Source organism: Muricauda sp. SCSIO 64092 (assembly GCF_023016285.1).
Lineage (GTDB): Bacteria > Bacteroidota > Bacteroidia > Flavobacteriales > Flavobacteriaceae > Croceivirga.
Map to the genome: position 1 here is coordinate 2735037 of NZ_CP095413.1, position 24953 is coordinate 2759989.

Annotated in this window: 26 protein-coding genes; 11 read left to right on the plus strand and 15 right to left on the minus strand. The window is 43.5% G+C overall.

All coding sequences use genetic code 11. The annotated features are described in order from the left end of the window. The first annotated feature begins 74 nt into the window (after positions 1-74). The 8 genes from L0P88_RS11590 to L0P88_RS11625 all read left to right on the plus strand — a co-directional run bounded on the left by L0P88_RS11590 (position 75) and on the right by L0P88_RS11625 (position 10294). Positions 75-1652: a SulP family inorganic anion transporter gene (locus L0P88_RS11590; protein WP_247134725.1), complete on the plus strand. Its 1578-nt coding sequence runs from the start codon at positions 75-77 to the stop codon at positions 1650-1652. 215 nt (positions 1653-1867) lie between these two features. After that, entirely contained in the window at positions 1868-3181 is a 1314-nt protein-coding gene (locus L0P88_RS11595; protein WP_247134726.1) for a TolC family protein, read from the plus strand. 27 nt (positions 3182-3208) lie between these two features. Next, entirely contained in the window at positions 3209-4222 is a 1014-nt protein-coding gene (locus tag L0P88_RS11600; RefSeq protein WP_247134727.1) for an efflux RND transporter periplasmic adaptor subunit, read from the plus strand. Positions 4223-4233: 11 nt separating this feature from the next. Then, positions 4234-7344: an efflux RND transporter permease subunit gene (locus tag L0P88_RS11605; RefSeq protein WP_247134728.1), complete on the plus strand. Its 3111-nt coding sequence runs from the start codon at positions 4234-4236 to the stop codon at positions 7342-7344. After that, entirely contained in the window at positions 7325-7567 is a 243-nt protein-coding gene (locus tag L0P88_RS11610) for a hypothetical protein (protein ID WP_247134729.1), read from the plus strand. The genes L0P88_RS11605 and L0P88_RS11610 overlap by 20 nt, the downstream gene beginning before the upstream one ends. 163 nt (positions 7568-7730) lie before the next feature. Further along, complete coding sequence (locus L0P88_RS11615) at positions 7731-8843, plus strand: helix-turn-helix domain-containing protein (RefSeq protein ID WP_247134730.1); 1113 nt, start codon at positions 7731-7733, stop codon at positions 8841-8843. 137 nt (positions 8844-8980) lie between these two features. Next, complete coding sequence (locus L0P88_RS11620) at positions 8981-9382, plus strand: hypothetical protein (protein WP_247134731.1); 402 nt, start codon at positions 8981-8983, stop codon at positions 9380-9382. Positions 9383-9406: 24 nt separating this feature from the next. Next, on the plus strand, positions 9407-10294 hold the full coding sequence (locus tag L0P88_RS11625) for an ABC transporter six-transmembrane domain-containing protein (RefSeq protein WP_247134732.1): 888 nt from the start codon (positions 9407-9409) through the stop codon (positions 10292-10294). Between the two features lie 105 nt (positions 10295-10399). On the opposite strand, the gene L0P88_RS11630 is transcribed toward L0P88_RS11625, so the two are convergent. Together L0P88_RS11630 and L0P88_RS11635 are read right to left on the minus strand one after the other, a co-directional pair. Further along, on the minus strand, positions 10400-11377 hold the full coding sequence (locus tag L0P88_RS11630) for a WD40 repeat domain-containing protein (RefSeq protein WP_247134733.1): 978 nt from the start codon (positions 11375-11377) through the stop codon (positions 10400-10402). Positions 11378-11382: 5 nt separating this feature from the next. After that, positions 11383-11646 carry a hypothetical protein gene (locus L0P88_RS11635; protein WP_247134734.1) on the minus strand — a complete coding sequence of 88 codons (264 nt, stop codon included), beginning with the start codon at positions 11644-11646 and terminating at the stop codon, positions 11383-11385. Positions 11647-11760: 114 nt separating this feature from the next. On the opposite strand from L0P88_RS11635, the gene L0P88_RS11640 reads away from it, so the two are divergent. Beyond that, positions 11761-12630 carry a winged helix-turn-helix domain-containing protein gene (locus tag L0P88_RS11640; protein WP_247134735.1) on the plus strand — a complete coding sequence of 290 codons (870 nt, stop codon included), beginning with the start codon at positions 11761-11763 and terminating at the stop codon, positions 12628-12630. A 173-nt stretch (positions 12631-12803) separates the two neighbouring features. Continuing rightward, the gene (locus L0P88_RS11645; RefSeq protein ID WP_247134736.1) at positions 12804-13544 is read left to right on the plus strand and encodes a carboxypeptidase-like regulatory domain-containing protein; all 741 of its coding nucleotides are present in this window, start codon (positions 12804-12806) and stop codon (positions 13542-13544) included. A gap of 41 nt (positions 13545-13585) precedes the next feature. Here L0P88_RS11645 and L0P88_RS24135 read toward each other — a convergent pair whose 3' ends face one another. From L0P88_RS24135 to L0P88_RS11700, 12 genes are all read right to left on the minus strand, one after another. Continuing rightward, positions 13586-13684, minus strand: a complete 99-nt coding sequence (locus L0P88_RS24135; protein WP_409557716.1) for a helix-turn-helix domain-containing protein — start codon at positions 13682-13684, stop codon at positions 13586-13588. 74 nt (positions 13685-13758) lie between these two features. Continuing rightward, on the minus strand, positions 13759-14079 hold the full coding sequence (locus tag L0P88_RS11650) for a hypothetical protein (RefSeq protein ID WP_247134737.1): 321 nt from the start codon (positions 14077-14079) through the stop codon (positions 13759-13761). Beyond that, a complete protein-coding gene (locus tag L0P88_RS11655; protein WP_247134738.1) occupies positions 14076-14639 on the minus strand; it encodes an RNA polymerase sigma factor in 564 nt (187 codons plus the stop codon). The genes L0P88_RS11650 and L0P88_RS11655 overlap by 4 nt, the downstream gene beginning before the upstream one ends. Before the next feature lies 1 nt (position 14640). Next, positions 14641-14964, minus strand: coding sequence for a hypothetical protein (locus L0P88_RS11660; protein WP_158776013.1), 324 nt, complete (start codon positions 14962-14964; stop codon positions 14641-14643). A 12-nt stretch (positions 14965-14976) separates the two neighbouring features. Beyond that, on the minus strand, positions 14977-16683 hold the full coding sequence (locus L0P88_RS11665; RefSeq protein ID WP_247134739.1) for a serine hydrolase domain-containing protein: 1707 nt from the start codon (positions 16681-16683) through the stop codon (positions 14977-14979). Positions 16684-16907: 224 nt separating this feature from the next. Further along, a complete protein-coding gene (locus tag L0P88_RS11670) occupies positions 16908-17477 on the minus strand; it encodes a helix-turn-helix transcriptional regulator (RefSeq protein WP_247134740.1) in 570 nt (189 codons plus the stop codon). 308 nt (positions 17478-17785) lie between these two features. Continuing rightward, positions 17786-18373, minus strand: coding sequence for a DinB family protein (locus tag L0P88_RS11675; RefSeq protein ID WP_247134741.1), 588 nt, complete (start codon positions 18371-18373; stop codon positions 17786-17788). 11 nt (positions 18374-18384) lie between these two features. Beyond that, positions 18385-18741 carry a hypothetical protein gene (locus L0P88_RS11680; protein ID WP_247134742.1) on the minus strand — a complete coding sequence of 119 codons (357 nt, stop codon included), beginning with the start codon at positions 18739-18741 and terminating at the stop codon, positions 18385-18387. 7 nt (positions 18742-18748) lie between these two features. Next, positions 18749-19537 carry a membrane or secreted protein gene (locus tag L0P88_RS11685; protein ID WP_247134743.1) on the minus strand — a complete coding sequence of 263 codons (789 nt, stop codon included), beginning with the start codon at positions 19535-19537 and terminating at the stop codon, positions 18749-18751. A 1-nt stretch (position 19538) separates the two neighbouring features. Then, positions 19539-19916: an ester cyclase gene (locus L0P88_RS11690; RefSeq protein ID WP_247134744.1), complete on the minus strand. Its 378-nt coding sequence runs from the start codon at positions 19914-19916 to the stop codon at positions 19539-19541. A gap of 69 nt (positions 19917-19985) precedes the next feature. Further along, positions 19986-20465, minus strand: a complete 480-nt coding sequence (locus tag L0P88_RS11695; RefSeq protein ID WP_247134745.1) for a c-type cytochrome — start codon at positions 20463-20465, stop codon at positions 19986-19988. A gap of 146 nt (positions 20466-20611) precedes the next feature. After that, positions 20612-23356 carry a TonB-dependent receptor gene (locus tag L0P88_RS11700; protein ID WP_247134746.1) on the minus strand — a complete coding sequence of 915 codons (2745 nt, stop codon included), beginning with the start codon at positions 23354-23356 and terminating at the stop codon, positions 20612-20614. Between the two features lie 92 nt (positions 23357-23448). On the opposite strand from L0P88_RS11700, the gene L0P88_RS11705 reads away from it, so the two are divergent. After that, positions 23449-24492 (plus strand): endonuclease/exonuclease/phosphatase family protein, encoded by a 1044-nt coding sequence (locus tag L0P88_RS11705; protein ID WP_247134747.1) that lies wholly within the window; start codon positions 23449-23451, stop codon positions 24490-24492. Here L0P88_RS11705 and L0P88_RS11710 read toward each other — a convergent pair. Further along, complete coding sequence (locus tag L0P88_RS11710; protein WP_247134748.1) at positions 24489-24926, minus strand: hypothetical protein; 438 nt, start codon at positions 24924-24926, stop codon at positions 24489-24491. The genes L0P88_RS11705 and L0P88_RS11710 overlap by 4 nt on opposite strands. Positions 24927-24953: the final 27 nt, after the last annotated feature.

Genomic DNA, 24953 nt, shown 5'->3' on the forward strand with positions numbered 1-24953 from the left:
AATATTTAAAAGTAAAACAGTTCCTAGCCTATTAAACGAATAATGGTATTTTTGCCGGCTTCAATGAAGAAACAATGCGCAAATACCTGAATTTATTCGATTTTAAACAAAAGGTAGACTACAAAACAGAAATGCTTTCCGGACTAACGGTCGCCCTGGCCTTAGTCCCGGAAGCTATTGCGTTTGCCTTAATTCCCGGTTTTTCACCCTTGACCGGGCTGTATGCTGCTTTTGTTTTGGCATTGGTTACCTCCATCTTAGGGGGCCGACCCGGTATGATATCGGGAGCCACCGGGGCAGTGGCCGTGATTTTTGTGGGTTTGATCCTGGAACTAAAGGAAACCTTTCCAGGAATTGACCCAACCACTATCCTACATTATGTTTTTGCGACTGTTATCCTGGCGGGGGTATTACAAATAGGTGCAGGGTTATTGCGATTGGGGAAATTTATACGATTGGTCCCCCATCCTGTCATGTTCGGTTTTGTAAACGGTCTGGCCATTATCATCTTCATGGCCCAATTTCCCAACTTTTATGACAAAACTACTGGGGAACTGATGAGCGGTTCCAGTTTATACGTGATGTTGGGCCTAACGCTATTGACCATGTTGATCATTTGGGGATTCCCAAAGTTGACCAAGGCCATCCCTTCCTCATTATTGGCCATTGTGGTGGTCTCTGCCGTTGTCCTGGGTTTTGGGATTGACACCTTGACCGTTGCAGATACCATGCGGGAAGGGGAAAGTATAAAGGGTGGCTTTCCACCATTGTCCATTCCGCAGTTACCCTTTACCTGGGAAACGTTTAGGATTATAGTCCCCTACGCTGGGATAGTAGCAGGGGTAGGACTTATTGAAAGCCTGTTGACCTTGAACATTATTGATGAAATTACCGAAACAAGGGGCAGTGGTAACAAGGAATGTGTGGCCCAGGGGACGGCGAACATCCTTTCTGGATTTCTTTCGGGAATGGGGGGCTGTGCCATGATCGGCCAGAGTTTGATCAATACTTCCTCTGGGGCAAGGGCTAGGCTCTCAGGAATTACCGCCGCAGTAATGTTACTGGTTTTTATCATGTTTGGGAGCCGCTTAATTGAGCGTTTGCCCATGGCCGCTTTAGTGGGATTGATGTTTATGGTGGCCATAGGCACTTTTGAGTGGGCCAGTTTTAAGACCTTTCGGAAAATGCCCAATTCCGATGTCATTGTGATGGTTTTGGTGACCTTAATAACCGCTATTACCCATAATTTGGCAGTCGCCGTATTGTTGGGGGTCATCATTTCTGCCTTGGCCTATTCCTGGGAAAATGCAAAGCGCATTAGGGCGAGAAAGTATCTTGATGAAAGCGGGGTGAAGCATTACGAGATATATGGACCACTCTTCTTTGGTTCCACTACCTTGTTTGCAGAGAAGTTTGATGTGCAAAACGACCCCCAGGAAGTCATTATCGACTTTCAGGAAAGCCGGGTTGCCGATATGTCCGGTATTGAGGCCTTGAACAAAATTACGGAGCGTTACCGTAAGGCGGGCAAAAATGTACATCTAAGGCATTTGAGTAAGGATTGTAGACGGTTGCTGCAAAATGCCGATGATATTATTGAGGTGAACGTATTGGAAGATCCCACCTACAAAGTCGTGGTCGATAAAATATAGGACAGCTCCGATCAACAAAAAGTCTTGCAGGGGTAAACGGAATCCAATTAAAATGGGATTGTCCATTATTTAAAACAATTCCCGTCAATTCAAGACATTTTTACCATCAACAATTTTGTCCTGATTTATAGGGCAAGTCTTATACGGCATATCACCATTCTACATTTGCTTCGAGAGATGGGGTCAACCCTATTCATCACGAAATAACGAAGCAAATGACGTATCAATTTCGCCCTTTGCCCTTTTGGGTTTTTTGTGTCATCGTATGGATGTTTTTCCCATTGCATTCCCAGGAAATGGATTTGCAATCCTATATCGAATTGGTAAAAAAAGACAATATCGATTTGAAGCAGAGTGCAAAGCAGGTCCTGATAGCAAAGGAGGAAACCAAGATGGCCAAATCCGCACTCTTGCCAGAGGTGAGTGTCAATGGGTTTTATCAACGGGACTTCAATAGAAATTTTCTTTTTATCAACGATTTTGATGGAAGCATAACACGGTTAAGGACCAATTTTAACAACAGTGTCAGTGCCAATGCCGCATTGAACCAGACCCTATTTGATCCCGCCATTTTTTCCGCAGCCAAAATTACGAAGCTTGCTGAGGAAATCAGTGGGTTACATGACGAACACCTTCAAAATGAACTTACTGCCCAGGCTTCCGCTTTGTATTGGCAAGCCATATTTACCAGGGCCAGTGTGGCCATACTTGTGGAAAACTCGAGTTTGGCAAAAGCGCAATTGGCCCAGATCAAAAAGCTGCACGGTAAGGGTACGGTGAGTGACCTACAGCTACAACAAGCTGAGGTTTTCTATAAAAAAACGCTCCCACCGCTTAAAAATGCCAAAAATCAATTTGGAAAATTAAAGAACGACCTTAAAGTATTGGCCAACATACCCATTACCGAACGTATCGTTCTAACGGATGATCTTGAAACCATAAGCCTCAACAATGTCATCTATACCGATGAGGGGGATCTAGAAGGACAGCCGAGGCTCAAGACCTTAAAAAAGGAGGTTGAGATTGCCAAAAGGCAAATCAGTCTCCACAAGAAATTTTGGTACCCCAAATTGAATCTGACCGCAGCATATAATTACGATGCCCAGGCCAATGATTTTAATTTCAGTGCCAACGAAAACAAATTGTTCTTGGTGCAACTGGGGGTCAATATGCCCATTTTTTCCGGGGGCAGCAACAGGGCCAAAATCGCCAAGGCCTCCATTGAAAGGGAAACGGCAGAGCTCGACCTTGTGAAGACCAAACAACATTTGCTCAATGAACTTCGAACGGCCGAAAGCAACTATAATACTGCCATAGCCCATATTGAAACCTATAGGGAGACCATCTTGCTGAATGAAAGTGAAATGGAAATTTTCAAAAAGCAATTGAACCTGGGTATTGTCACTACCGTCGAATTCAAGGAAAGTCGATTGCAACTCATGCAATCCCGGTTAGGGCTGTTAAACTCCTATCTGGATTTACATATAGCACACCTTCAAATGTTAAGGATCACGGGACGAATACACTAAATGCGCCCAAAAAATAAGTATCAAAAAATGAAGACAATAAAACGTTTATTGATGTTCGCTGTTTCAGGCATACCCTTGTCGGCTTGTTATTGGCCGGAAACCCCACAGGAAACCACTAAGGAAGCACAGATCAAGGTAAAGGCAATCACCTTAAAAAAGGAGCCTTACAATGAAACCAAGATCTATCATGGGGAACTGCAATTTTCCAAATCGGCAAGTTTTGTAGCACAGCAGTCAGGAATAGTGACGAAGTTAAATGCCAGGCCCGGTCAAAAAGTACGACGCGGTGAGGTTATTGCGGCATACCCTCCATTAAACCATCAATTGCAGGCGGATCAAGCAAGGATTGAACAGGACAAGTTGGCCCAGGATTATACACGGCAGCAAGAACTGTTTAAAGCTGGTGCCGTTTCAAAGGTATCTGTTGATACCTATAAAACCCAATTGGATGTTCTGGTCAAAACCACTCAGCAATTGCAGAATATGAACACCATCAGGGCACCTTTTTCAGGAATCATTACACAGGTGCCGATTAAGATTGGTGAGGAAGTGCACATGGGACAAGCCCTATTCAGCATGGCGGAGACAGCTGCCGTAGAGGTAAATTTTTATGTAACACCACAAGATATTGCCCATATGGCAATAGGGGCAAGGACCTATTTGAACCTCTCCCATAAAAAAATCGAAGGGAAGATCACAAGGACGTCCATCCAAATGGATTCAAAACGAAAGGCATTTCCGGTTACCGCCTCATTTAAGAACGAAGGGGTAGCGTTTGCAGGCACCCACGTTGCAATTGCGTTGGAAACCGGAGCATCACTTTCAAGTATTTGGATTCCTGTGGAGTCATTAAAACAAATCGGAAACAGGCATTATGTATTCGTCATCGAAGATGGTAAGGCCATTGAAACCGACGTGAAGATAGGGCAGCGAAATGAAACTTCGGTACAGATCATTGAGGGATTGGAAGTCGGGCAGCATTTGATTACCGCCGGTTCAGAAAAAGTGGAAGGAAATAGTCCGGTGATAACCGTTCAGTAAATAGAATAGCTATGAAAGTCACCAATTTCGCTGTATCCAGACCAATTACCACGTCAATGGTCTTTTTGGCACTATTGCTCTTCGGATTTATGTCTTATGTAAAACTACCGGTAAACCTGATGCCCGAGGTGAATCTGCCCGCCATGGTCATCATAACGGACTATCCTGGGGCGACCCCTGGGGAAGTGGAAACCGAGATTACCAATCTACTTGAAAAAGAAGTGGCTACCATCAACGGGTTAAAACTCATGCAGTCCTACTCTATGCCCAATATGTCCATGATTATTGTTCAATTCGAATTGGACAAAGACCAGGACAAGGCCATGGCCGAGCTGCGCAACAAGATAGATTTGGTGGTTTCCTTTTTGCCCAAAGAGGCCAAATTGCCTTTCGTTCGCAAACGATCTAAACCCCTATTGGCCCCTTTTAGTATGAACAGTGGTTCTGTGGTGGATCTGATCATCACCGGAAATGTGGATGCCAACAAACTTTACCAACTATCGAGACGGGAAATCAAGGATAAAATCTCGCGTATCGATGGGGTGACCAAAATTGAGTTCAATGGTGGAAAATTACGTGAAATCCATGTGGAGGTCGATAAGAACAATCTTTATGGTTTGGGTATGGACATAACAGAGGTCGCCACGCAATTAAAGGAGAACAATGTGGATATGTCCGGAGGAGATATCGTACGGGAGGATCGGGAATCCATCATAAAGACCGGGAGCAAATACAACTCCGTTGGATCCGTTAAGAACACCTTCATCGCCACCCCTTACGGGGAAAGGAAACTGACCGATTTTGCTGCGGTAAAGGACACCTTCCAATCCGCAAAAAAAGATGCCTTTTTTTATGATGGCATTGAAAAAAAGGAACTGAACAATATTGTGGGCATAGGCGTGCAGAAGAGCAGTACGGCAAATGCGGTGGCCATAGCCAAGGAAGTAAAGGAACTGGTTCCCGAAATTCAAAAAAGCCTGCCCGAAGGGGTAACCCTGAGCTTGCCATTTGACTCTTCGGAATATATTGAAAGCTCGGTGAACGATGCCATGATAAATGTTATTCTGGGTATCCTCGTTACAGGGCTGATCTTGTTTCTATTTGTAAACAATATCAAGGCCACGGTAATCGTAAGTATCTCCATTCCCGTATCGCTCATTATCAATTTTTTGGCCATGAGGCTCTTTGATGGATCGCTCAATATGCTGTCATTGATGAGCTTTGCGGTGGCCATTGGGGCCCTGGTTTCCAACTCCATTGTGGTCTTGGAGAACATTCTTCGCCTTAAAAAGGAGGGCTTGCCCATAAAAGAGGCCTGCGTTACCGGTACCCAGGAAGTGTTTACGGCGGTCTTGGCATCCACGGGAACCAACCTGGTGGTATTTTTACCCATTGCTTCCATGAATTCCATAGTCGGTGCATTCTTTAGGGAATACGCTTTGACCATTTCATTTGCGACCATTTTTTCGCTCCTGGTCTCCATTACCTTGACCCCGATGCTCGCATCAATTTTATTGAGGAACGACCCAAAACCCTCCAAGTTTTCCAATTGGATCATCAAATCATTTGAAAGACTTCAAGAGATGTATGAAAAATCATTACGAAGGTTGATGTCCAGAAAACGCAACCCCATCATTCTGTTTGCCGTGATGTTCTTCTTTTTCATTATGAGTATGGGTTTGCTGGGGGAAATCGGATTTGAATTCGAACCGGAATCGGACAACGGGGATTTGTTTGTGGAACTCGAAATGCAACCGGGCACGTCCATCGAAAAGAACAGGGAATTGACCAAACTGGTCGAACAAAAGATTGCTGCCTACCCCGAAGTAAAGGCGGTATTGAGTATGCTGGGCAGTAAAAACTCCTTTACCACCGGATCCAATTACACCAACATCTCATTGAAGCTCAACAAAAGCGTGGAACGCGAGCTGTCCAATGGCCAAATTGGCGAGAAAATATTAAATGACCTCAAGGGGATTCCAGAGATAAAACCTGTAGTGGCCACGGTGAATTCTGAGGAAAGCGGCGATCTGGGGTTTTCCTTAAAGTCCAATGATGCCGCGCAATTGTCCAAGGCAAACGATCAGGTCATGGATTTTTTAAAGGATGTGGAAGGCCTGATTTCGTATGAATCGAGTCTGCGAAATGGCCCACCCTTGGTCCAGTTCAGGCCCAGGAAGCGTTTGTTGGCCGAACTGGGCATCTCGGTCAATGAACTGGCATTGGTCATTCGCAGTGCCATTACAGGAATCAAGGCCACGGTGATGAGTGAAAACGATGTGGAGTACAACATCAACATCAAGGTACCCGTTTCACAGGCGAACTCGGTTGAAGATATCAAACAGCTCCCTGTCCATACGGCGACGGGGATGTTTACCGTTGGGCAGTTGGCCGAGGTGTTCTATGAAACTGCCCCTGCCCAAATCCTCCATAAGGAAAAGTCAAAAACCGCCGAGTTCAGTGCTACCTTGGCCCCTGGCTATATATTGGGAGATGTTAGGGCGGCCATCGATTCCAAGTTTAACGAGATAAACCTGCCCACGGGTGTGGATTTCCAATGGAGCGGTAATGTGGAGGAATTGGACAATACCGTAGCCGATATGACGGTCACTTTTATATTGGCACTGGTATTGATGTACATGTTGTTGGCCTCGCTAATGGAAAGCCTATGGCAACCCTTGGTCATTTTTACCACGGTTCCCATGGCGTTGATAGGTGTTTTTGTCATCATGTATTTTGCCGGCACCACTATGAATATCATGTCCTTGATGGCCATCATTACCCTATTGGGTTTGGTGGTCAATGACGATATTTTGATCCACGACTATACCGAACAATTGATGCACAAAAAGAAAATGGATATCTATAATGCGACCATTGTTTCGGGCAAGACCAAAATGAAGGCCGTTATTATGACCACGGTTGCCATCATCGTTGGAATGCTGCCCAATGCCATTGGGCTGGGGGATGCGGGAGCGGAATATAGAATACCCATGGCCATCGTCACCATTGGCGGGATGATCACCTCCACTGTGTTGACCCTGTATTTGATTCCCTCCCTGTTTTATGTCATTAGAAGCAGAGGACGTAAAAGACCCTTACATGAAACCATCAAAAATTGACATCGTAAAGTTTTCGGCTGTTATGATTGTTTTTTTGATAGGAATGATCGTCATGCTGCTACATAAAATAGAAAACACATGGATTTGGATTGGGTACATCAGTGTTTGGTGGTGGGCAGAAGTGAGAATCGCCAGGAATCTTCATATCAAACTTTGGGTCTGGGTGCTTCTATTGGCACTTATCCTTACGATAAATGCCCTGGTAATTCTGTACTTTGTTTAATAATGGATGTACATGATTCAGGAAAATGATTCAAACGTCCTATGTTTTTTCATTCTTTTTCAACCTTTTTTAACCTGTAAATCAATATATAAAGTGACATACATGCCATAACGATTGAAGGGAACACTCCATTTTTTAAGGGCTTTAATGCTACATTTGCCCTATGGATATCTTAAACATAACCCCCTTATTGAGCCTAGCCGTAGGGGTGTTATTGTTGGTTTTTGTCTTGTTCCGAAAGTCCGGTCTGGGCAGGGATAAAAGGCTTCGCTATATTTTGGCGACACTTGTATTTTATTTTGCTTTCGTATCATTTGATTACTACACTACGTTGAGCGAGAGCGGAAGCAATTGGTATTTTGGAATATCCTATATGTTCCATCATCTGGTAGGACTTGTGTTCTATTACTTTATTGCCCTATTGATAAAATTACCGGTGGCCTTTAAAAAATGGCTGTTTATCGTTATCGGTCTTACCTTGTTACGGTGGTTCTTCTTTTATCCCCTTTTTGAACATGAAAATATAGATACGTTCTTTGCATCACTACAAACCTCAGGGTATGATGAGTGGTTGTTCGTGGAATACCTCTTGGTCACCTTACTCAATATTTTCTTCTTTTTCCTGGCATTCTATCGGTTTAGAAAGGCCCCCATGGCATTGGTCCTTACCAGGGAAGAAAGGCTCAAGTACAGATGGGCCAAATTGATATTGATTGCACTTGTCATTTTACAACTGGGAATGTTCATCAACCTATCCGTAAACGGTTATACCTTGGACACCTATCAAATCTCCATGAAGTTTGAATCGTTGTTGATCGCTATTTTCTTTTTCATTTTTGCCTATTCCATCATGCATTTTCCCGTATTTGCCTTTTCGGGGGACTTTGAGGATTTACCGGAGGAAACCAAAAATAAATATGCAAAGTCCTCCTTGAAGGATTCGTCCGAACTCTTTGCTCAAATAAGCAACTTGGTCAGGGAAGAACAATTGTATCTGGATTTCGACTTAAAATTGAATACCCTATCTGAAAAGTTGGGAAGCTCCATTCACCATGTTTCACAGGCCATTAATCAAAATTCGGGCATGAGCTTTCCCGATTTCATCAATGGTTTTCGAATTGAGGAAGCCAAAAAACGACTGCTTATGCCAAAACCGGACACCATTTTTGCCATATCGCTGGATGTGGGGTTCAATAGTAAAGCGGCATTTTATACGGCCTTCAAAAAAGTGACCTCCCTAACCCCTACAGAATTTAAAAAGGCCTCTAAAAGGTAGCTCCAATATAAATCCCACGGATGCCCAAATTGCCTTGCCCATGGTTCAGGACATTTTTATGTTCAGTATTATAGGGAGCGCCATTCCTGTATATCGCCGGGGTTACTTTTGACCACAATTCCATAAAAGATAGTTGTATGCAAGCGTTAAAAATTGTTACTGCCTTGGTGGTGGCATTCGTATCAATCACAAATTTGACCGCCCAAAACAATCCATTGTCCGGACAATGGGAAGCGGAGTATGAAGAGAACAACGAGAAATCGTATGTAACGTATGAATTTAGAAATGAAAATGGGAGACCCATTTGTTATACCACTTACATTAAAGACGATAAAGGTCGTGGTGCAGCACATGAATCATTGGCGATAAAGGACATCTCATTTGAAAGGGAAAAAGGCACGGGAAAGTTCATTTTTACCCATGAAGGGAAAAACTATGAAGTAAGGGCCCACCTTACATTAAGGGATAGCAATACCCTGGTCATAAGCTATTCGGCATGGGGCTATTCCGATAGCGAAACCTGGAAACGGTTAAAATAACGTCCCATGTTAAACGGACGGCATATGGTTGATAAGGAAAGAATTTGGAAAGGGATCAGAAAACGACTCGATTCCGAAAATGTGACCATACGGTCCGTGCTCTTGGAGTTTAAGTGGAAACTTATCTTCATATTCTTCCTGATTTTGGTCGAATCCGCTATCGAGTTGCTGATTCCCCTGTTCATTGGTTTTGCGATAGACAATGCGCTAGGGGGGAACTATGGGCATGCCCTTCAACTTGGCGTTTTGGGCACCCTGATCATTCTGATCGGGGGTGGGCGCAGATTTTTCGATTCAAGAATTTATGCCAGGATATATCGCAGGCTGGGCAGTGCAGTGCTTTTGGGAATTGAGGAAAACCGATCTTCCGTCAAAACGGCACGATTGGGCATGATCAATGAGATTGTCGAGTTTTTGGAAAATTCCCTTCCCCTGTTGATATCCACCATTGTGGGAATGGTTGGAGTGGTCATCATTATTGCGAGCCTGAATCTCCATGTATTTCTTGTAGGCCTTGGCGCCACATTTTTAGTTTTTCTCATTTATTTTTTGACCAGAAAGAGAACTACCTATTTCAATGGCGCCTATAACAATGAGTTTGAAAAGCAGGTAGATGTTATATCGACAAACAACGGCACACTGTTGGCCTCCCATCTAAAAAAAATGATGAAATGGAACATTAAACTATCGGATTTGGAGGTGTTCAATTTTTCAATGTCATGGATGGTCTTAATGGGCTTTTTGGTACTCTCCATAGTTTTCTCGGTAAGCGCGGGAAAAATCGCATATGGGGCCTTGTTTTCCCTGATTATCTATGTTTTTCAGTATATAGAAAGTGTAATGGCCTTACCGGTGTTTTACCAAAATTGGTTGCGGTTAAAAGAAATAAAAGAGCGATTGGAAAAGCTATAGGTATAGCGGAGGTTTAAGATAGGTTTAGCAGTAAAGACAGCACTAAAACGGACAAAAACCAAAGGAACCGATTGGCGCCGTGGATTTTGAATTTTGGCCTTATTTCTAGTCCAGCTTTTGGCTTATATGTGCGTTTTCGTCCCAGATGACGATTTTTCCCTCACTGCTTGATGTTACCACAAATTTGCCGTCCGGACTCCAATCCACACCCCATAAATAATCTTTCGTTGATTTTGATTCGGCCAATAGTTTACCTTCTTTGGACCAGATTCTAAGGGCGTCACTTGCACTGGCCAATTTTTCTCCATCAGGACGCCACCTTATATTTCTATACTCCCCAATGCTTCCTTTGATTTCATTGCGCTTTACACCTTCCATGCTCCAAAACTGAAGTAATTTGTTCGCTGCATTTTTTAAGTCGCCATAGTCTCCTACCACAAAAAAATCCCCGGATTCATGCCATTCCACGCATAGCAAAAAAGTTTCTTCAGTCCTGGGTTCAAAGGTTTTAATGGTATCGCCCTGTTGGGTATAGATTCCTATCTGTGTGCCTACGGTTACCATGATGTCTTTGGATGGATGCCAATCCAGATCGGCAACCCCTTTTGGGTCTGCCAAAAACCTACTCACGAAAACACCATCAACGGTATATACCGATACCGCATCTTCAAGCTCGGAAACGGCCAGGAGGTCGCCTGAATAATTCCAGTCCAAGGCTCGAAAACCGGATTTCAAGCCCTGTAGATCCGTCCATGTTTCTGTGTCAAGATCAAGAATCCTTGCTTTTATGGTCGTGCTCTGTGTTATAATGGCCAAGATGTTTTTAAAGGGATGCCATTTTAACCTGCTTAACTGTACATTTTGGACGGGATAGGTTTTGATCAATTCCAATGTATTTGCATCAAATAGTTGTAGTTCATCCTGATCACCACCGGCCGCAATATATTTTCCGTTGGGACTCCAAGCCACCGTCCAAACCGTTTTTTTGTCCAGCTTGGGTTGACAGGACAAATGGAAAGCCATTAAAAACATAAGCGTAATTACAATGCGCCTTTTGTTTACAAATTGATAGCTGATTTTCATGGAGCTTATTTGGTATAAACAATGACCTCGAACGCAATGGCATCGGAAATGATGTCATCCTTAAGGCTGCTTAGCAAACTTTTGGATTCATAGGTAATGGCCCATCGGGTCCTGTCGATAATGAATTTTGATTTTAGAACCAGTTTATCGTTTGCATTTTCCAGGGTAGCCCCAAATGCAATGGGCTCGGTATCGATTTTAATTTCGTTCTGGCCGCTCACCATGGAGGTGGCATAAAGGAGGACAAGCAATATGACACTTTTCTTCATAAAGGATGGTTTTTGTAAAACTATTACTGGACGCCTCAGGCCATGTCAAAAAAATGCAAAACAAGTGTAAAAAGTGGTAACTTTTTGCTTACTTGACTTTTGAACAATAGCCACATGATGAAGCAGCGAAAGAGTTTAATTCTACTATCCTTTGCGATTTTAATTTCCTTTGCTTTGTTGGGTTATATAGGAATCGACGAAAACGACAATTTTTCGGAGCGGGTAAAAATTGCGCTTAGGGATTCTGGCAATAGGTTGCTCTTGTCCAACAATGATTCCATTTCACTGGTATTGCCCGTAGTTGAATTGGATGGGAATAGCTTTGAAGTGTCCTTTCAAAAAAAGCTATCCGTTGTGCCGGATAGTCTGGTCAAAATTGTGGCCCAAAGTTTGGAAGCTTCAAATTTGCCCAATAGTTATATTGTTGAAGTTATCCATCGTGATAGTGGAGAGGTCTCTTATAGCTACGAAATCAAAAAGGATGTTGAAAAGAATATCATCCCGTGCATTGGTCGGAATTTACCTAGTGACAATTATAAAATAAAAATACTTTTTACACAGCAACCATCAGCTTTGCCGTTGGATACGAATTACTCCTTAATGTCTTTGGTGGCGATAGGTTTCCTGGGATTTGGATTGCTCTATTGGAAGAAGGGGAAATCAAATACTTCCGAAGTTGAAATCCCGAGGTTTCGGAAGATTGGGAGCTATGAATTCCACAAAGAGCAGAATAAACTGGTCAAGGGCAATATCACCATTGAACTTACTTCAAAAGAATGTCAATTGATTGCCATATTTAGCGAAAAACCGAACCAGATCATAAAACGGGAATTACTCCTTAAGGAAGTGTGGGAGGACAACGGTGTTTTTGTGGGCAGAAGCTTAGATACCTTTATATCCAAGATCAGGAAAAAATTCAAGCATGACGATTCGGTTAATCTCGTGAATGTACATGGGGTGGGCTATAGGCTTGAGATCTCTTAAAACCGGACTTACTATAAAACGAAGGGTAAAATCGCTGCCACTCCGCATGGTGGACACGTTTTGTAAGGAAAATGAAGTTCTGTCCAAGAGCATGGCGTTAGTATTTTTCTTACATTTAAGAATGTAAACGTTTTAGTTCTCCCCAGATATTACGTATCGAAAATAAGCACGCCATGAAAAAAATCTTTCCATTATCCCTACTAATTCTTTTTCAAATTTCAATGTCATGCAGTAATGGGGATGACGGGACAACGCCCGACCCAATAACCTCTTCCAACATTCTAGGGTCAGTAGTTCTATATGATAGCGGAACCTCCCTTTTGGACAATGCCGGTATGACCGTGACCGTTGAAAACGCAACTCCTACAAAGTCTGCAATTACGGATTCCGGGGGGAACTTTATCATTAACGACGTTGCCTTTGGAACTTACAACCTCACTTATACCAAGACCGGTTACGGAACGTTCAAGATATTTGATTTGGCACATAACAATCCTGTGGACACCAATATTTCGGAATCCCCTTCATTGGGACAGGTTTCCACTACAGAAATAACCGACCTTTCCGTAAACGTATCCGCGGATAATGTAATTATTGAAGTTTCCACTTCTCCTGCCTCCAATAATAGCAATCCGGTGTACATTCGAGCGTTTTATCATACCGATGCATCCGTGAGCAACACGGTGTTCACATCCTTTAGCGAGGTCCTGGAGGCGAGGATTGATCCCAATCAATTCACTATATCGGCCGCAGAGCTCATATCACTTGGATTTCAGTCGGGGACCAATGTCTATGTGAAGGTCTATGGTGACTCCTTTTTCAGCAATGACTATGAGGACACTGATGTCGGCAGAAGGATTTTTCCAAACCTAAATACAGTGTCCGCAGATGCGGTAACCTTTACGGTACCCTAGTCGCCATTTGCCGGTCCGTGTCATAGCCGGAGGTATGGTGATCATACGCTTGATCCATACTTTTTGGGGGTCATCTGGAAGTACTTTTTAAAGGTTTTGGTAAAATGGCTCTGATCCGCAAAGCCGGAAATATAGGCCACTTACGCTACAGCAACTACATCGGTTTATTGAACCCTTGTAGAATATAATTTTTTTTCACTCCCAAAAAGTTGATTTAGTCCATATGCATAGGATGCCTTTGCCCGAATAGGCCATAGATGCCAATAAGGAAGAACAAGGCCATTGTAATTTGTGCGGATAGGAATGGTGTCCTACAATTAAAACTGAACAACGAAAAATTGATTTGTTTACTGCCAAACACGAAAAGCACATATCCAAAAATGAGCATGCCAACAATCAACGCAATCATTTGGGACAAAGGAATCTGTTTTCGACTTGTTTCAAGCTTTATTTTTTCCATAACGTCATCCGAAAAACCTTTGGACGTTTTCAGAGAACTTTCCCTTATCAATTTTTCAATACGTTTTTCTTTCATAATAAATTTGTTTTTTCTGGCCCCAATAGGTCATCTAATGCACTTCGAAAGTTAATCCTGGCCCGGTGCAGGATTACTTTTACGTTGGAAGGGCTCAGGGCAGTGATTTTTGCAATCTCACCCACTTTCCGCTCGGCGAGGTAGTGTAGTCTCAATACCAGGGACTCGTTTGGTTTCATCGTATCCAATATATGGTTAATGGCGTTGGTTCGTTCCTCACTCCTCAAAATATCGAACCCTGTACTGTTCCCTGTCTCCTTGATAGCCCGATTTTCCAAAGGCTCTGTTCTTCTATTCTTCGTTTTTTTGAGGGTATTATAGCTGGTATTTAACACAATCCGGTGGAACCACGTGGAAAAGGAAGCTTCAAAATTGAACCTTTTCAGGTTTTTGAATGCCTTTACAAATGCCTCTTGAAGCACATCCTCCGCCAACGCGGTATCCTTGAGAATGGTATAGGCCAAGGTCAGTGATACATCCTTGTGCCGTTCTACCAATACCCGGAACATTTTTGTTTCTCCATTGACAATTTGCCTGACGATGTCCTCATCAGTTTGCACTTTACCCCTTTCCAACCTTTTTTCGGATATAATGGGCCACCATCAAACCGATGCCCCCACACGTGAAAATGGTGGCATATATCAAAAGATACATGGTATCCTCCCTGATTTCCAAAGTTGTGAATATGGAAGAGATGCCCAATCCGATACCAAAGCTCAGCACGATGCATCCGATGTCCATGAAACTGTAACTGTTTCTGGCAAATGCGCTGTTATCGCCCCGTTCCATCCTCATCTTTTTGATGAGAAAGTTGTACCGGGCAAGAATGAATACGATGAGTGTTATCATGATGAGCACACCCAGACCTGTAATGGTTTCTTCCATTGTTTTGCTGTTTTAATCCATTTTTTTGAAGGGAATGTTCCGGGCACGTTTTCCTGAAACCTTGAAGCCCCAAACGGTATCATCATCATTTCTTACCATCTCCACGTTTTTGAAAAACCATTGATCGCCTACAAAAAAATCCTGGTGGGAAAGTACCAATGTAATATCGTCAAGCCTTTTTTGCTGTGCAATGATTTTTCCATCACGAATCATCAAGGTATAAAAAACGGATAGTTCCCCATTAAAATAGGTTCCCACATATTCCTCAAGGTCAACGGTATTGGGATCAAAACTCCCGACCCTTCTTGCCGTAATCGACCTTGCCCCTTTTTTGAAAACCAATTCATCATTGCCATCGTTTTTATTACTTGGGAATGTTATGGTAGCTGCGAGGGTCGGGATGTGGAATTCCGATTGTGAAATGGGAACAAACTCATGGACGTCCCTTTTTCCGGTAATGTTTCCCTTCAAACCATTTTCTTCCAACCAAATGGTTATGATAATATTTTCCATCAATTCGTATCTTCCCTCATACCTCTTTAAAGTGGATGTTTCTATCTTTGCCACAACCTGTTGTTCCATGTCTGTACTTTTGTTTTCTTCCTTACTGTTTTCCTTTTCCAAATATGCTTCCAGATAAATATCAATGATTTGCTCGGCCAGCTTTATGGGGTTCATTGAACCAAGATTGCATAGGACGGCCACACTGAAGTCATGATCGGGAATCCTTGCCATGTAAGTGCGATAGCCGGCGTCCGCACCGCCGTGGGAAACTATTCGCAGCCCTTTATGGCTTTCGATCAGCTGTCCGAACGCATACGGGATGGTTTCACCATTGTTCAGTACCCCTTGTTGGTGCATTTTGGCCATAATCTGTTCGTTCCCGAGTTCCATGGTCTTAAAATTGTTGGCCCAACGAGCAAGATCCCCAACTGTTGTATAGAGACTGGTGGAGCCGAAATAGGCATAGTTCAGCACCTCCTTTTTATAGCCTTTCCCATCTTTTTTATAGGAATAACCTCTATCCTGAATCACCCTTTCATGGCTGTCGTTGAAAAAGGTGGTATCCATGCCCAATGGCTTGAATATATGTTCCCTTGTCCATTCTGAAAAGCCCTGACCCCCCACCTTTTCTACAATCTGCGCTAACAAATCGTAATTGGTATTGCTATAGACAAATTCTTCCCCTGGCACAAAATCCAGGGTTTCCTGTTTTTGTACAAGCCCCAATATTTGTTGCTGTGTTTTGACATCATCTTGCCGCCACCCTGCCAACGACAATAAATTCCCGTGGTCTTTTAGTCCGCTGGTGTGATGGATTAGATTGCCAATGGTGATCTTATGGCCGAAATCTGGTAGCTGCGGCAGGTAGTTTCGTATATCGTCTTCTAAGGATAACCTGTCCTGACTTTCCAATAAGGCAATCGCAAACGCAGTAAACTGTTTGGAGATGGACGCCACATGGAAAACCGTTTCAGGAGTATTGGGAACAGCGTACTCCAGATTGGCGCTGCCGTACCCTTTGGAGTGGATGATGTTCCCATTGTGGACAACCACAACAGATGCTCCTGGGGAACCTTCGGTGTTCCATTCTTCAAAAAGACGATTAACCTTTTCAGAATTTTGGCAAGTGTGGCCCTTTTGCGCATGATTGGTTTTTTCCTGTGCGCTGGACGTGGTGACTATAGCCAATAACACCAGCAAAGCTTTACAAATCATATTTTTCATGGGGGTGTATCCTTTCCTCTTAGACAAACCCAATGGGAAAAAGGTTACAAAGGAAAAATTATGGTCGCTTTCTTTAAGTGGTATTAAAAAAGATGTTTGTTTGACATTTAGCAAGTACTGTAAATCCGCAGTTATGTGGAACGGTCAAAGGATTATCCAAAATAGCGGATTCCCGTTCCATTTGCCGGTCCGTGTCATAGGCGGAATTATGGTGATCATACGCTTGACCGATACTTTTTGGGGGTCATCTGGAAGTACTTTTTAAAGGTTTTGGTAAAATGGCTCTGATCCGCAAAACCGGAAATATAGGCCACTTCGGTCAACGAGTACGTTTTATCCAACAGATAGGGAAGGGCCTTTTTTAGTTTTTGCTGGCGCAAGAAATCGCCAAGGTTCAGGGAAAGATATTTGGGAATGCTTCGGGAGAGGTGAACGGGATGTACCCCGAGTTCGTTCGAAAGTGTGGTCAGTGTACGTGGGACATCACTTTGATTCAGGATTTCCCTTAAGTTGTCCATCCAACGGGGCTCTGTAGTGCTTTTAGCGGCATGTTCATGGTCAATACCCTCACATAGCTGTAGCAATAACAGTTCTATGGCAAGGTTGGAATAGGGATCCTGAACCTTAAACTCGTAATAGAGCTTGGCAAGTGTTTGATATAGTCTTGGGTTTTGGACCAGGGAACTTCCCTCCCATAACGAAATGTCTAACTGGTTATTAACATACCAATTCCTATCAAGTTCAATATGAAATCCTCTGGCATGGGGGGACTCGCGGGTATTCAAATGAGGGTCTTGCCAATTGTGGAATAGTAAACTTCCCTATGGACAATTCGTTCTTTTCTTTTTGTTGATATCCAACATATTCCCGCTTAGCACAAACATGAAATACGGATTTTCATGATAATGCCAAGGCGTTCCTTTATCCAAATAATCATATTCGGAAAGTAAAAAACCGCTATGCTCAAAGACTTTTTTTCTTCGCCGTAGTATTGTCCCTTTTTAGAAATTTCCATAAATCCGGATAAGAAGTCCCAACTTCTTAATAGACACGGAAAACAAAAAAGAGTTACAGTTTTCCCGGCTTATGGGACCTATTCTCTGTTCTTTCCCAAAAAAACATTGACCTTGGGGTGCTGCGGATTACCATTTGACCTTCGCATCATGACCAACTGTCCCGTATGGTAGATACAGTCCGAAAGCATTCCGTTGAGCATGTTCCAATACGGAAAACTGGTTTGCTTGTCGTTTCTTTGAAAGGTAACCTTTAAGGTGGCCAGATCATCTTCATTTTTGCCCTTCATGAGATGGCTTGCGGCTTCCAAGTTTTTTAGAGTTCCTTCGCGCAACTGTTCAAAACTAAGTTTGGTGAAATCTTTTGGGCGGATACTGGGCTCCCCTTTGGAAGACTCCAATAGCGTCTCGGACATTCCATAAATATGGTGCAAGGTTTCCAAGAAGGTCCTGCCCTTTTCGGAAGGCCTATAGGCCAAATCACTTTCGGAAATCCCTTCAGTGGCCCAATAGTAACGGTATCCCAAACCATCTATCATCCGCCCAACGATGTTTCCTGAAGAATAATCCGCAGGATAATCGGGTATTTGATGATAAGGGAGTTCCATTTCTTGGGCGTATAAACTAAGGGGTAAAAATAGCAACAAAATGCTGCGGAATGTTTTCATGGTTTTCTGATTTATTCTATGCATCCTTTGTAGAAAGGGGAAAAGGCATAAATTTTAACATTAAAAAGTCGGTTTTGTATGGCCAGGTCCGAATGTATAAGGGATTCGGCAGTTTCCTGGCCGAAAGCCTTGAACACCACCATGCCGGTATCCCCATAGCGTGCCCCTTGTACGATTACCTTAGTATCACGAAGTTTTTTCAGGAAAGCGGAATGCTCCTTAAAAAATGCCTGTTCATTTGGGGATTTTTCGGTGTCCCAATTCTCACCCACGGTATAGAGGGCAACAAATAGGGATTCCTTTTGGACGATTGGCTCTTGAGCCCAAAAAACAAAAGGAAGAAGCAGTAAAAGGAGGCTTGTTTTCATGATGGTTTTAAGGGGTTCGTTGGGTCCAAATTTCATAAATTGGTTGCCCCTTGCTACTCAATCCAGAGTGGTGCCAATCCCCATCCTTGATTTCAAAATCGAACTGTAAACTCGCACCAACACGGGTATTGTCCCTGGAAAAGAATTCAATATTTTCCGTGTATTTGCCATCAACGGTAGTGTAGGTTCCGCCTCCAGTACCCATAAATTCTTTGGTTTCAGTATTGTAGGCAATCCACTGAAAATGGGTTCCCGAAAGGATTTTCATGGTCTTCCGGGGGCGGTTGGTGTCACGCTTTTGCAGTTCCCCGTTTCGCATTCTACCTGAAATTAACCAGGCCCCCGCCAAATCGCCGGGAGTACCATTGTCCAAACGTTTCCAAACCAGGTCAACATCCTTTATGCGCAACTCGTCATTGTCCCATTCAATTTCAAAAGTAACCGTATTTCCCACCCGTTCCGGAGTTTTGGTATCAAACTCAATGGTTTCCGTCATTTGGTTTCCATCCAAACTCCAGCTACCCCCGTTGGTACCTACAAAGGCACCGGTTTCGGTCTCATAGAAAGTGGCGACTTGATGGCCTTCCGTAAATATGACCACATTGCGTAATTCCTTTCCATCAAAAGTACCGATGGCTTCCCATGAACCCACTAAGGACTGGGCGTTTAGGGAGCTTAAAAAGGTGCAGAGGACAATTGCCAAGATTTCTTTTTTCATGGTTTTCAGGTTTGGTCCATTGGCGGGTAACTCCGTATCATAGGTCCCGCCCAATGGGTTACAGCTTATTGTTTTCATATCAATACATGGTATTGGGATTAGCAGATTTTTTTGGGATTTGTTGAATGGCATCCCAGTGTTCACAAATTTTCCCGTTTTCATCAAATCGAAGAAAATCCATGGTGACATATGCATCACCTTCCGGCCATATCTGATGGGTATGTAGGGCCACCAGGTCCCCTTCCGCGATACAGCGAACGAATTCAATGGATTTATTCGGGTACTCCCTTTGCATACGTTCAAAATAGTCGATAAAACCCTGGGTACCGTCAGCGACATCAGGATTGTGCTGAATGTACTCTTGACCTACGTAAAGGGCGACCGCTTTTTTGGGTTCCCCCAAATAGGCCGTTCTGTAAAAGGCAATGGCGTTCTTTTTATTGGCTTCCAAATCCATACGAAACAAAAAATGCCATTACCACATCGCTTTGGGATAACAGCATTTCAAAGAATTACGTTTAATTGTCTACAGTGTTCTCAAGTACTCTGCGAGATCTCGTGCTTCTTCCTCGCTCAAGTTCTGATTGAGCATAATGGCATTGTTGTATTCCTTTAACAAGGCCTTGGCTATGGGGTCTTCCTTAAGCATCCCGTCCGGGTTCAACATCATGTTCATGACCCATTCCGGACTTCGCCTGTCGTACACTCCCTTTAGGGCTGGACCGATCATGCGCTGGTCCACCATATGGCATGCGACGCAAATGGCATTGAACTGGGCTTCCCCACGAGCGGCCATTTCCGTATCTATTTCATCCGGGAAGCTCATTTCCGTAATGGGACCTACCCCTTTATTGTTCAAATCTATGGGAACACCTTCATTGGCTACTTCCTTTTTGTCCTCTTTTTTGGTGCGACTTACCTCAAAACCGTCTTTTTTTTCTTCTTTTTTACCGCCACAACTTGCTATAAAAGCGCCAAGGGCCACGAACACGATGAGTCTTTTCATGAATTTTTTGGAATTGGACCCCTAAGATAAGTAAAGAAACAGAATTAATGCATATGGCCATTATTTCAGTATGAGTTCCAACTCGTACTTCGGAAGACCAATAAATCTAAAGTAAGGAACTGTGTTCTGTTCATGATGGTTTGGATTTAAAAACCAAGCGCCAGGTTCACAAAATAGGTGCGTCCAAAACCGTACCAGTACCTTGGCGCAAAGGAGGGGTCATTTCTAAGGTTGTCCTGTTGCAACTGCCCAAAGTTCCCATTTCTGCTCTGCTCAAAACCCCCGGTGCGGAAGAGTTCATCAAAGGCATTGTTGACGCTCACAAAAAGACTGATGTATTTCCCGTCGACCAACCATGATTTCCCGCCAACGAGATTCAACAGGTAAAAACTGTCCAAGGGTTTTTGTTCCAAAAGGGGGGCTATATTTTCCGGTGTGGCCTCCGGGAACGGCATTCCGGTTTCCGGGTTCAAAACAAAGCTCGGAGTACGGATGATAGTGGAAATATTGGCGTAATTGTTGGCGAGATAATTTGTAGTGGCCCCAATCCACCAATAGTCAGGGTCTCGATACTCAACTCCCAATGCCACGGCCGTCTGTGGTCCCTGGGCCAATTTTAAACCTTTGATATCTGCCTTTCCCAGATCGGTACTTCCTTCGGGATCGATCACATCTTCCTCCGCACCGGCCGTATCAAAATTGATGGTGACGTTGGGGTTGCTGGCAAAAGTGTAATCCCCCAAATTGGCCGCCAAAGAAAGTTTTACTTGTGGGGAAGCCTGGTATTCCAGTCCCAGTTCCACGCCCTTATGTAGTTTGTCCAAATCCGTAATGACTTCCTGGACAAAATCGGAGCCTACACCTGCATCCACAAAAAAGAAATTGATATCCGTTGCATTCTGAAAGTGGGTATAAAAACAGGTCAACCTTCCCGTTAAATCAGGAAGACGAAGAAGGTAATTGATATCCACCGTGGTTACGGTTTCGGATTGGATGTCCAATACCACTTCATTGTTTTCCCTTGGGTTGATGAATGTGTTTTGTAGCGTGGGCGGTCTTTTGCACAATCCAAGATGGGCTTGAAGCCAATGCCTTCCCGTTAATTGATGGGAAATCCCTGATTTTATGCCATAGTTGGAGAATTTTATGGGTTCACTTTTTCCAAGTGAATTTTCCAAATGACGCTGGTTTTGGAAGAGCCCATTTCTTTGGTATTCGGTTTTGGAGAGCATTCCCGAAGCAAACCCACTCCACTGGTCCTTGCTAAAGTTGAGTTGTGCAAACCCACTCCATTCGTTGACCTGCAGGGCATAATTATAGTTAAAAATAGCACCTTCATGTTTGTTTACATCACCTTGGATATCATTCAATGTATCTGAAAAAGTGTCTATATCCTCATGAAATTCAGCGCCCAACAAATCGGAAATTTCCGCATAGTTTTCCGAGTTCAAATCACGATAAGAAGCTCCAAAATCGATGCTGAAGTTATCGTTGATGTCAAGGTTACCAATAGTGGTGAACAGGAGTTTGGAATCTGCTACGGTATCATCGTAAAGGACATAGGCCGCTTTTCCCAGTTGTGAAGGGGAAGTATTGGCCGTATACAGTTGGGACCAATTGATTTGGGGATTTTTAAAAAATCCCTCCCTGGCCATGGCGGCATTGGTAAAATCAGCACCTATAGGATTGTTTACATAAAAACTGGGCAAATAGCGATAGTAGGTTGGGTTTGGATTTGGCGCATTGAAATACCCCAGCCTACTTCTGGCATGGGTTCCGGTTTGATAAGCAATACCCGTTGTGATTCTCAGTTTTTTGGATTCATAAAAATGGTTGATCATGGCAAGGGGTTCGAAGATATCCCGTTCCCGGGAGTTTCTAATTTTCCCATTTTGAATCCCCCAGTAGGGATTATATCGGTTGCCCGCCAGTTCAAATACTTCTTCTGTAATGGCAGAGGAGCGCCCACGTCGATTTTTGGCCAAAATAGTGGTCAGTACAAGGGTATGTTTTGGGTTATATTGGTATTCCATAGCTCCAAAAAAGGAATACGCATCGTAGCGCGTGCCTTGAATATGCCCTTCTTTTGCCCACCTTCGAGATCCGGAGAAAGCATACCCAAGGCCATTTGGGTTACTTCCGGAATTGTGGGTGGCCATCACCCTTCCGCTATAGGTCCTATTGGAATACGAGGTGGACAATCGGGTCCCTGGGCGAAGTCCGGAAGGACGTGTATTGATATTGGTATTGCCCAAAAACCCCCCAAAAGTGAGGGCAGAAGCCCCCAAACCATTGGTGAATTCTTGATTGCGTACCACGTCGTTAAGGCCACCCCAGTTGTTCCATTGGGGCCTTCCGTCAAAAAATTTGTTCATGACCATCCCGTTGATCAGGACCTGGCCTTCCCTGGAATCATAACCCCTTACGCGAAAGAATGCCTGTCCAAAATCAAAAGCTGCCCTTGTCAAAAAAACATCCCTTGTGGCTTGTAATAATCCATTGGAAGAGGAGAGGGTTCCCTCATCATCGGAAAGGTCATTCTCGGTTAACGTGATGAGGTTATCCACTTGTTCAAGGGTAATGTCGGGTTCCAAAACAATGGTGCCCAGATTTATGGGTAAACCTTCAAGTTGAAGTACAAATCGTTTTGAAATAAGGTCCGGGACTTCAATAACCAATACAAATTCCCCAGTTTGATCGGTAATCAGACCAAAAGTACCTGTGGTATCAAGGGAAGCTTCTTCCATGGCTTTGTCCAGGTAAACGGACGCCCGGGAAATAGGTTTGTTGGTTTGTCCATTAATCAGTATGCCCGTTATGGTACTTGTGTTTTGGGAGAAGCACCACCAGCCTTGTAAAAGAACGGTAATGAGGAGGAAACCTCGATACATTTAGGTTAAGTATGGCATCAATTTAACAAAAAAATGGACAATACTATACAAGAAATCTTAAAAAACAAAGAACTTGATTTATTTTAGGACGTATGATTCGTTTTCTATTAATATTAGCTTTGATTGGTTGCCCATGTTTTGGTCAGGAAAGTGTTACCTACAAGATTAGGACCGTGGCTTTTTATAATGTGGAGAACCTTTTTGATATCACCAACGACACCTTGATTTTTGATGATGAACGTACTCCTGAGGGCCGTTACGGGTGGACAAAAGAACGATATGACAGGAAGATCCGTAATATCTCCAAGGTATTGTCGGAGCTAGGGCGTAAGGTGACGGGAACATCTCCGGATATCATTGGACTTTGTGAGGTGGAGAATAAAGGTGTGGTCCAGGATTTGATCGGTCATGCCAATCTCAGGGATAAGGATTATGGTAGTATCCATTTTGATTCTCCGGACGAACGTGGAATAGATGTGGCCCTGGTGTACAAAAAGGCTTCTTTTTTACCTACTGACTTTAAAAGTATTCGGTTGGTATTGATGGACGAGGAAGGGCATCGGGATTATACGCGAGATCAATTGGTGGTTTCGGGACTTTTGGACAATGAGGAAATACACTTTATTGTGAACCACTGGCCCTCCCGTAGTGGAGGGGAACTACGGAGCAGGCCCAATAGGATAAAGGCGGCCCATCTGAACAAGCGTATCATGGACTCCCTCAACCAAATAAATCCCAATGCCAAAATCATTTCCATGGGGGATTTAAATGATGATCCCACAAATGCAAGCCTAAAAAAGGTGTTACGGACAAAGGGAAAAGAAGAACAATTGGACAGTCTAAGCCTTTTCAATCCCATGGAAAGGTTGTTTAAAAAAGGGCAGGGGACCTTGGCCTATAGGGACAAATGGAATTTGTTCGACCAGTTTATACTGACACCCAATTTCCTTACTTCGGATACGCGGGACTATTCCTTTTGGAAAGCGGAAATCCATGCGCCCAAAGCATTGAAGAACCCACGGGGAAAGTACCAAGGCTATCCATTTCGGACGTACGTTGGCACAACCTACCAAGGAGGTTATGCAGATCATTTCCCAATCTATCTGTTTTTGGTAAAAGAAGTGGAGAAGGATTAATTTAACCACTGTCCCCAGGGAATTCGACTAAGAATAAGTACCAATCCCAACCCGTAAAAAATGGCGATTCGTTTAAATTTGGCTGTGGAATTGTCGGTTTTCTTATGACGCGACCATCCCATGGTAATCAAAACCAGGGCAATGATATTGACGAACGGATGTTCCACGGCCAACAATCGGGCAGGTGCATTTAACCCTCCCATGCCCAAAATTTGGATGGCCTTTAACCCACTGGTGGAAACGAAGAAAAGAATTATCCCGACCAACAGTTGTATATGACTTAAAATCAGGGCAAAAAGACTTATCCTTAAATCCTTTTCAAAACGGAAATCCTTTTTGGCAAACCAACCGATAAGCGCATTGGCAACGGCAACGATCAAAACCAATAGAACAATGTAGGCTAAATAGGAGTGGAGGTTTTTTAGGATTTCCATGGTATGTTATTTACGACTTAAATGTAA

What these genes read in the sequence shown, in the direction of transcription:
- L0P88_RS11615 (WP_247134730.1), top strand. Translation starts at nt 7,731, where the DNA reads ATGGATATCTTAAACATAACCCCCTTATTGAGCCTAGCCGTAGGGGTG.
- L0P88_RS11640 (WP_247134735.1), top strand. Translation starts at nt 11,761, where the DNA reads ATGATGAAGCAGCGAAAGAGTTTAATTCTACTATCCTTTGCGATTTTA.
- L0P88_RS11630 (WP_247134733.1), bottom strand. Translation starts at nt 11,377, where the DNA reads ATGAAAATCAGCTATCAATTTGTAAACAAAAGGCGCATTGTAATTACG.
- L0P88_RS11610 (WP_247134729.1), top strand. Translation starts at nt 7,325, where the DNA reads ATGAAACCATCAAAAATTGACATCGTAAAGTTTTCGGCTGTTATGATT.
- L0P88_RS11595 (WP_247134726.1), top strand. Translation starts at nt 1,868, where the DNA reads ATGACGTATCAATTTCGCCCTTTGCCCTTTTGGGTTTTTTGTGTCATC.
- L0P88_RS11605 (WP_247134728.1), top strand. Translation starts at nt 4,234, where the DNA reads ATGAAAGTCACCAATTTCGCTGTATCCAGACCAATTACCACGTCAATG.
- L0P88_RS11695 (WP_247134745.1), bottom strand. Translation starts at nt 20,465, where the DNA reads ATGAAAAGACTCATCGTGTTCGTGGCCCTTGGCGCTTTTATAGCAAGT.
- L0P88_RS11660 (WP_158776013.1), bottom strand. Translation starts at nt 14,964, where the DNA reads ATGGAAGAAACCATTACAGGTCTGGGTGTGCTCATCATGATAACACTC.
- L0P88_RS11600 (WP_247134727.1), top strand. Translation starts at nt 3,209, where the DNA reads ATGAAGACAATAAAACGTTTATTGATGTTCGCTGTTTCAGGCATACCC.
- L0P88_RS11665 (WP_247134739.1), bottom strand. Translation starts at nt 16,683, where the DNA reads ATGATTTGTAAAGCTTTGCTGGTGTTATTGGCTATAGTCACCACGTCC.
- L0P88_RS11645 (WP_247134736.1), top strand. Translation starts at nt 12,804, where the DNA reads ATGAAAAAAATCTTTCCATTATCCCTACTAATTCTTTTTCAAATTTCA.
- L0P88_RS11650 (WP_247134737.1), bottom strand. Translation starts at nt 14,079, where the DNA reads ATGAAAGAAAAACGTATTGAAAAATTGATAAGGGAAAGTTCTCTGAAA.
- L0P88_RS11620 (WP_247134731.1), top strand. Translation starts at nt 8,981, where the DNA reads ATGCAAGCGTTAAAAATTGTTACTGCCTTGGTGGTGGCATTCGTATCA.
- L0P88_RS11710 (WP_247134748.1), bottom strand. Translation starts at nt 24,926, where the DNA reads ATGGAAATCCTAAAAAACCTCCACTCCTATTTAGCCTACATTGTTCTA.
- L0P88_RS11680 (WP_247134742.1), bottom strand. Translation starts at nt 18,741, where the DNA reads ATGAAAACAAGCCTCCTTTTACTGCTTCTTCCTTTTGTTTTTTGGGCT.
- L0P88_RS11705 (WP_247134747.1), top strand. Translation starts at nt 23,449, where the DNA reads ATGATTCGTTTTCTATTAATATTAGCTTTGATTGGTTGCCCATGTTTT.
- L0P88_RS11690 (WP_247134744.1), bottom strand. Translation starts at nt 19,916, where the DNA reads ATGGATTTGGAAGCCAATAAAAAGAACGCCATTGCCTTTTACAGAACG.
- L0P88_RS11590 (WP_247134725.1), top strand. Translation starts at nt 75, where the DNA reads ATGCGCAAATACCTGAATTTATTCGATTTTAAACAAAAGGTAGACTAC.
- L0P88_RS11675 (WP_247134741.1), bottom strand. Translation starts at nt 18,373, where the DNA reads ATGAAAACATTCCGCAGCATTTTGTTGCTATTTTTACCCCTTAGTTTA.
- L0P88_RS11625 (WP_247134732.1), top strand. Translation starts at nt 9,407, where the DNA reads ATGGTTGATAAGGAAAGAATTTGGAAAGGGATCAGAAAACGACTCGAT.
- L0P88_RS11685 (WP_247134743.1), bottom strand. Translation starts at nt 19,537, where the DNA reads ATGAAAACAATAAGCTGTAACCCATTGGGCGGGACCTATGATACGGAG.
- L0P88_RS11635 (WP_247134734.1), bottom strand. Translation starts at nt 11,646, where the DNA reads ATGAAGAAAAGTGTCATATTGCTTGTCCTCCTTTATGCCACCTCCATG.
- L0P88_RS11700 (WP_247134746.1), bottom strand. Translation starts at nt 23,356, where the DNA reads ATGTATCGAGGTTTCCTCCTCATTACCGTTCTTTTACAAGGCTGGTGG.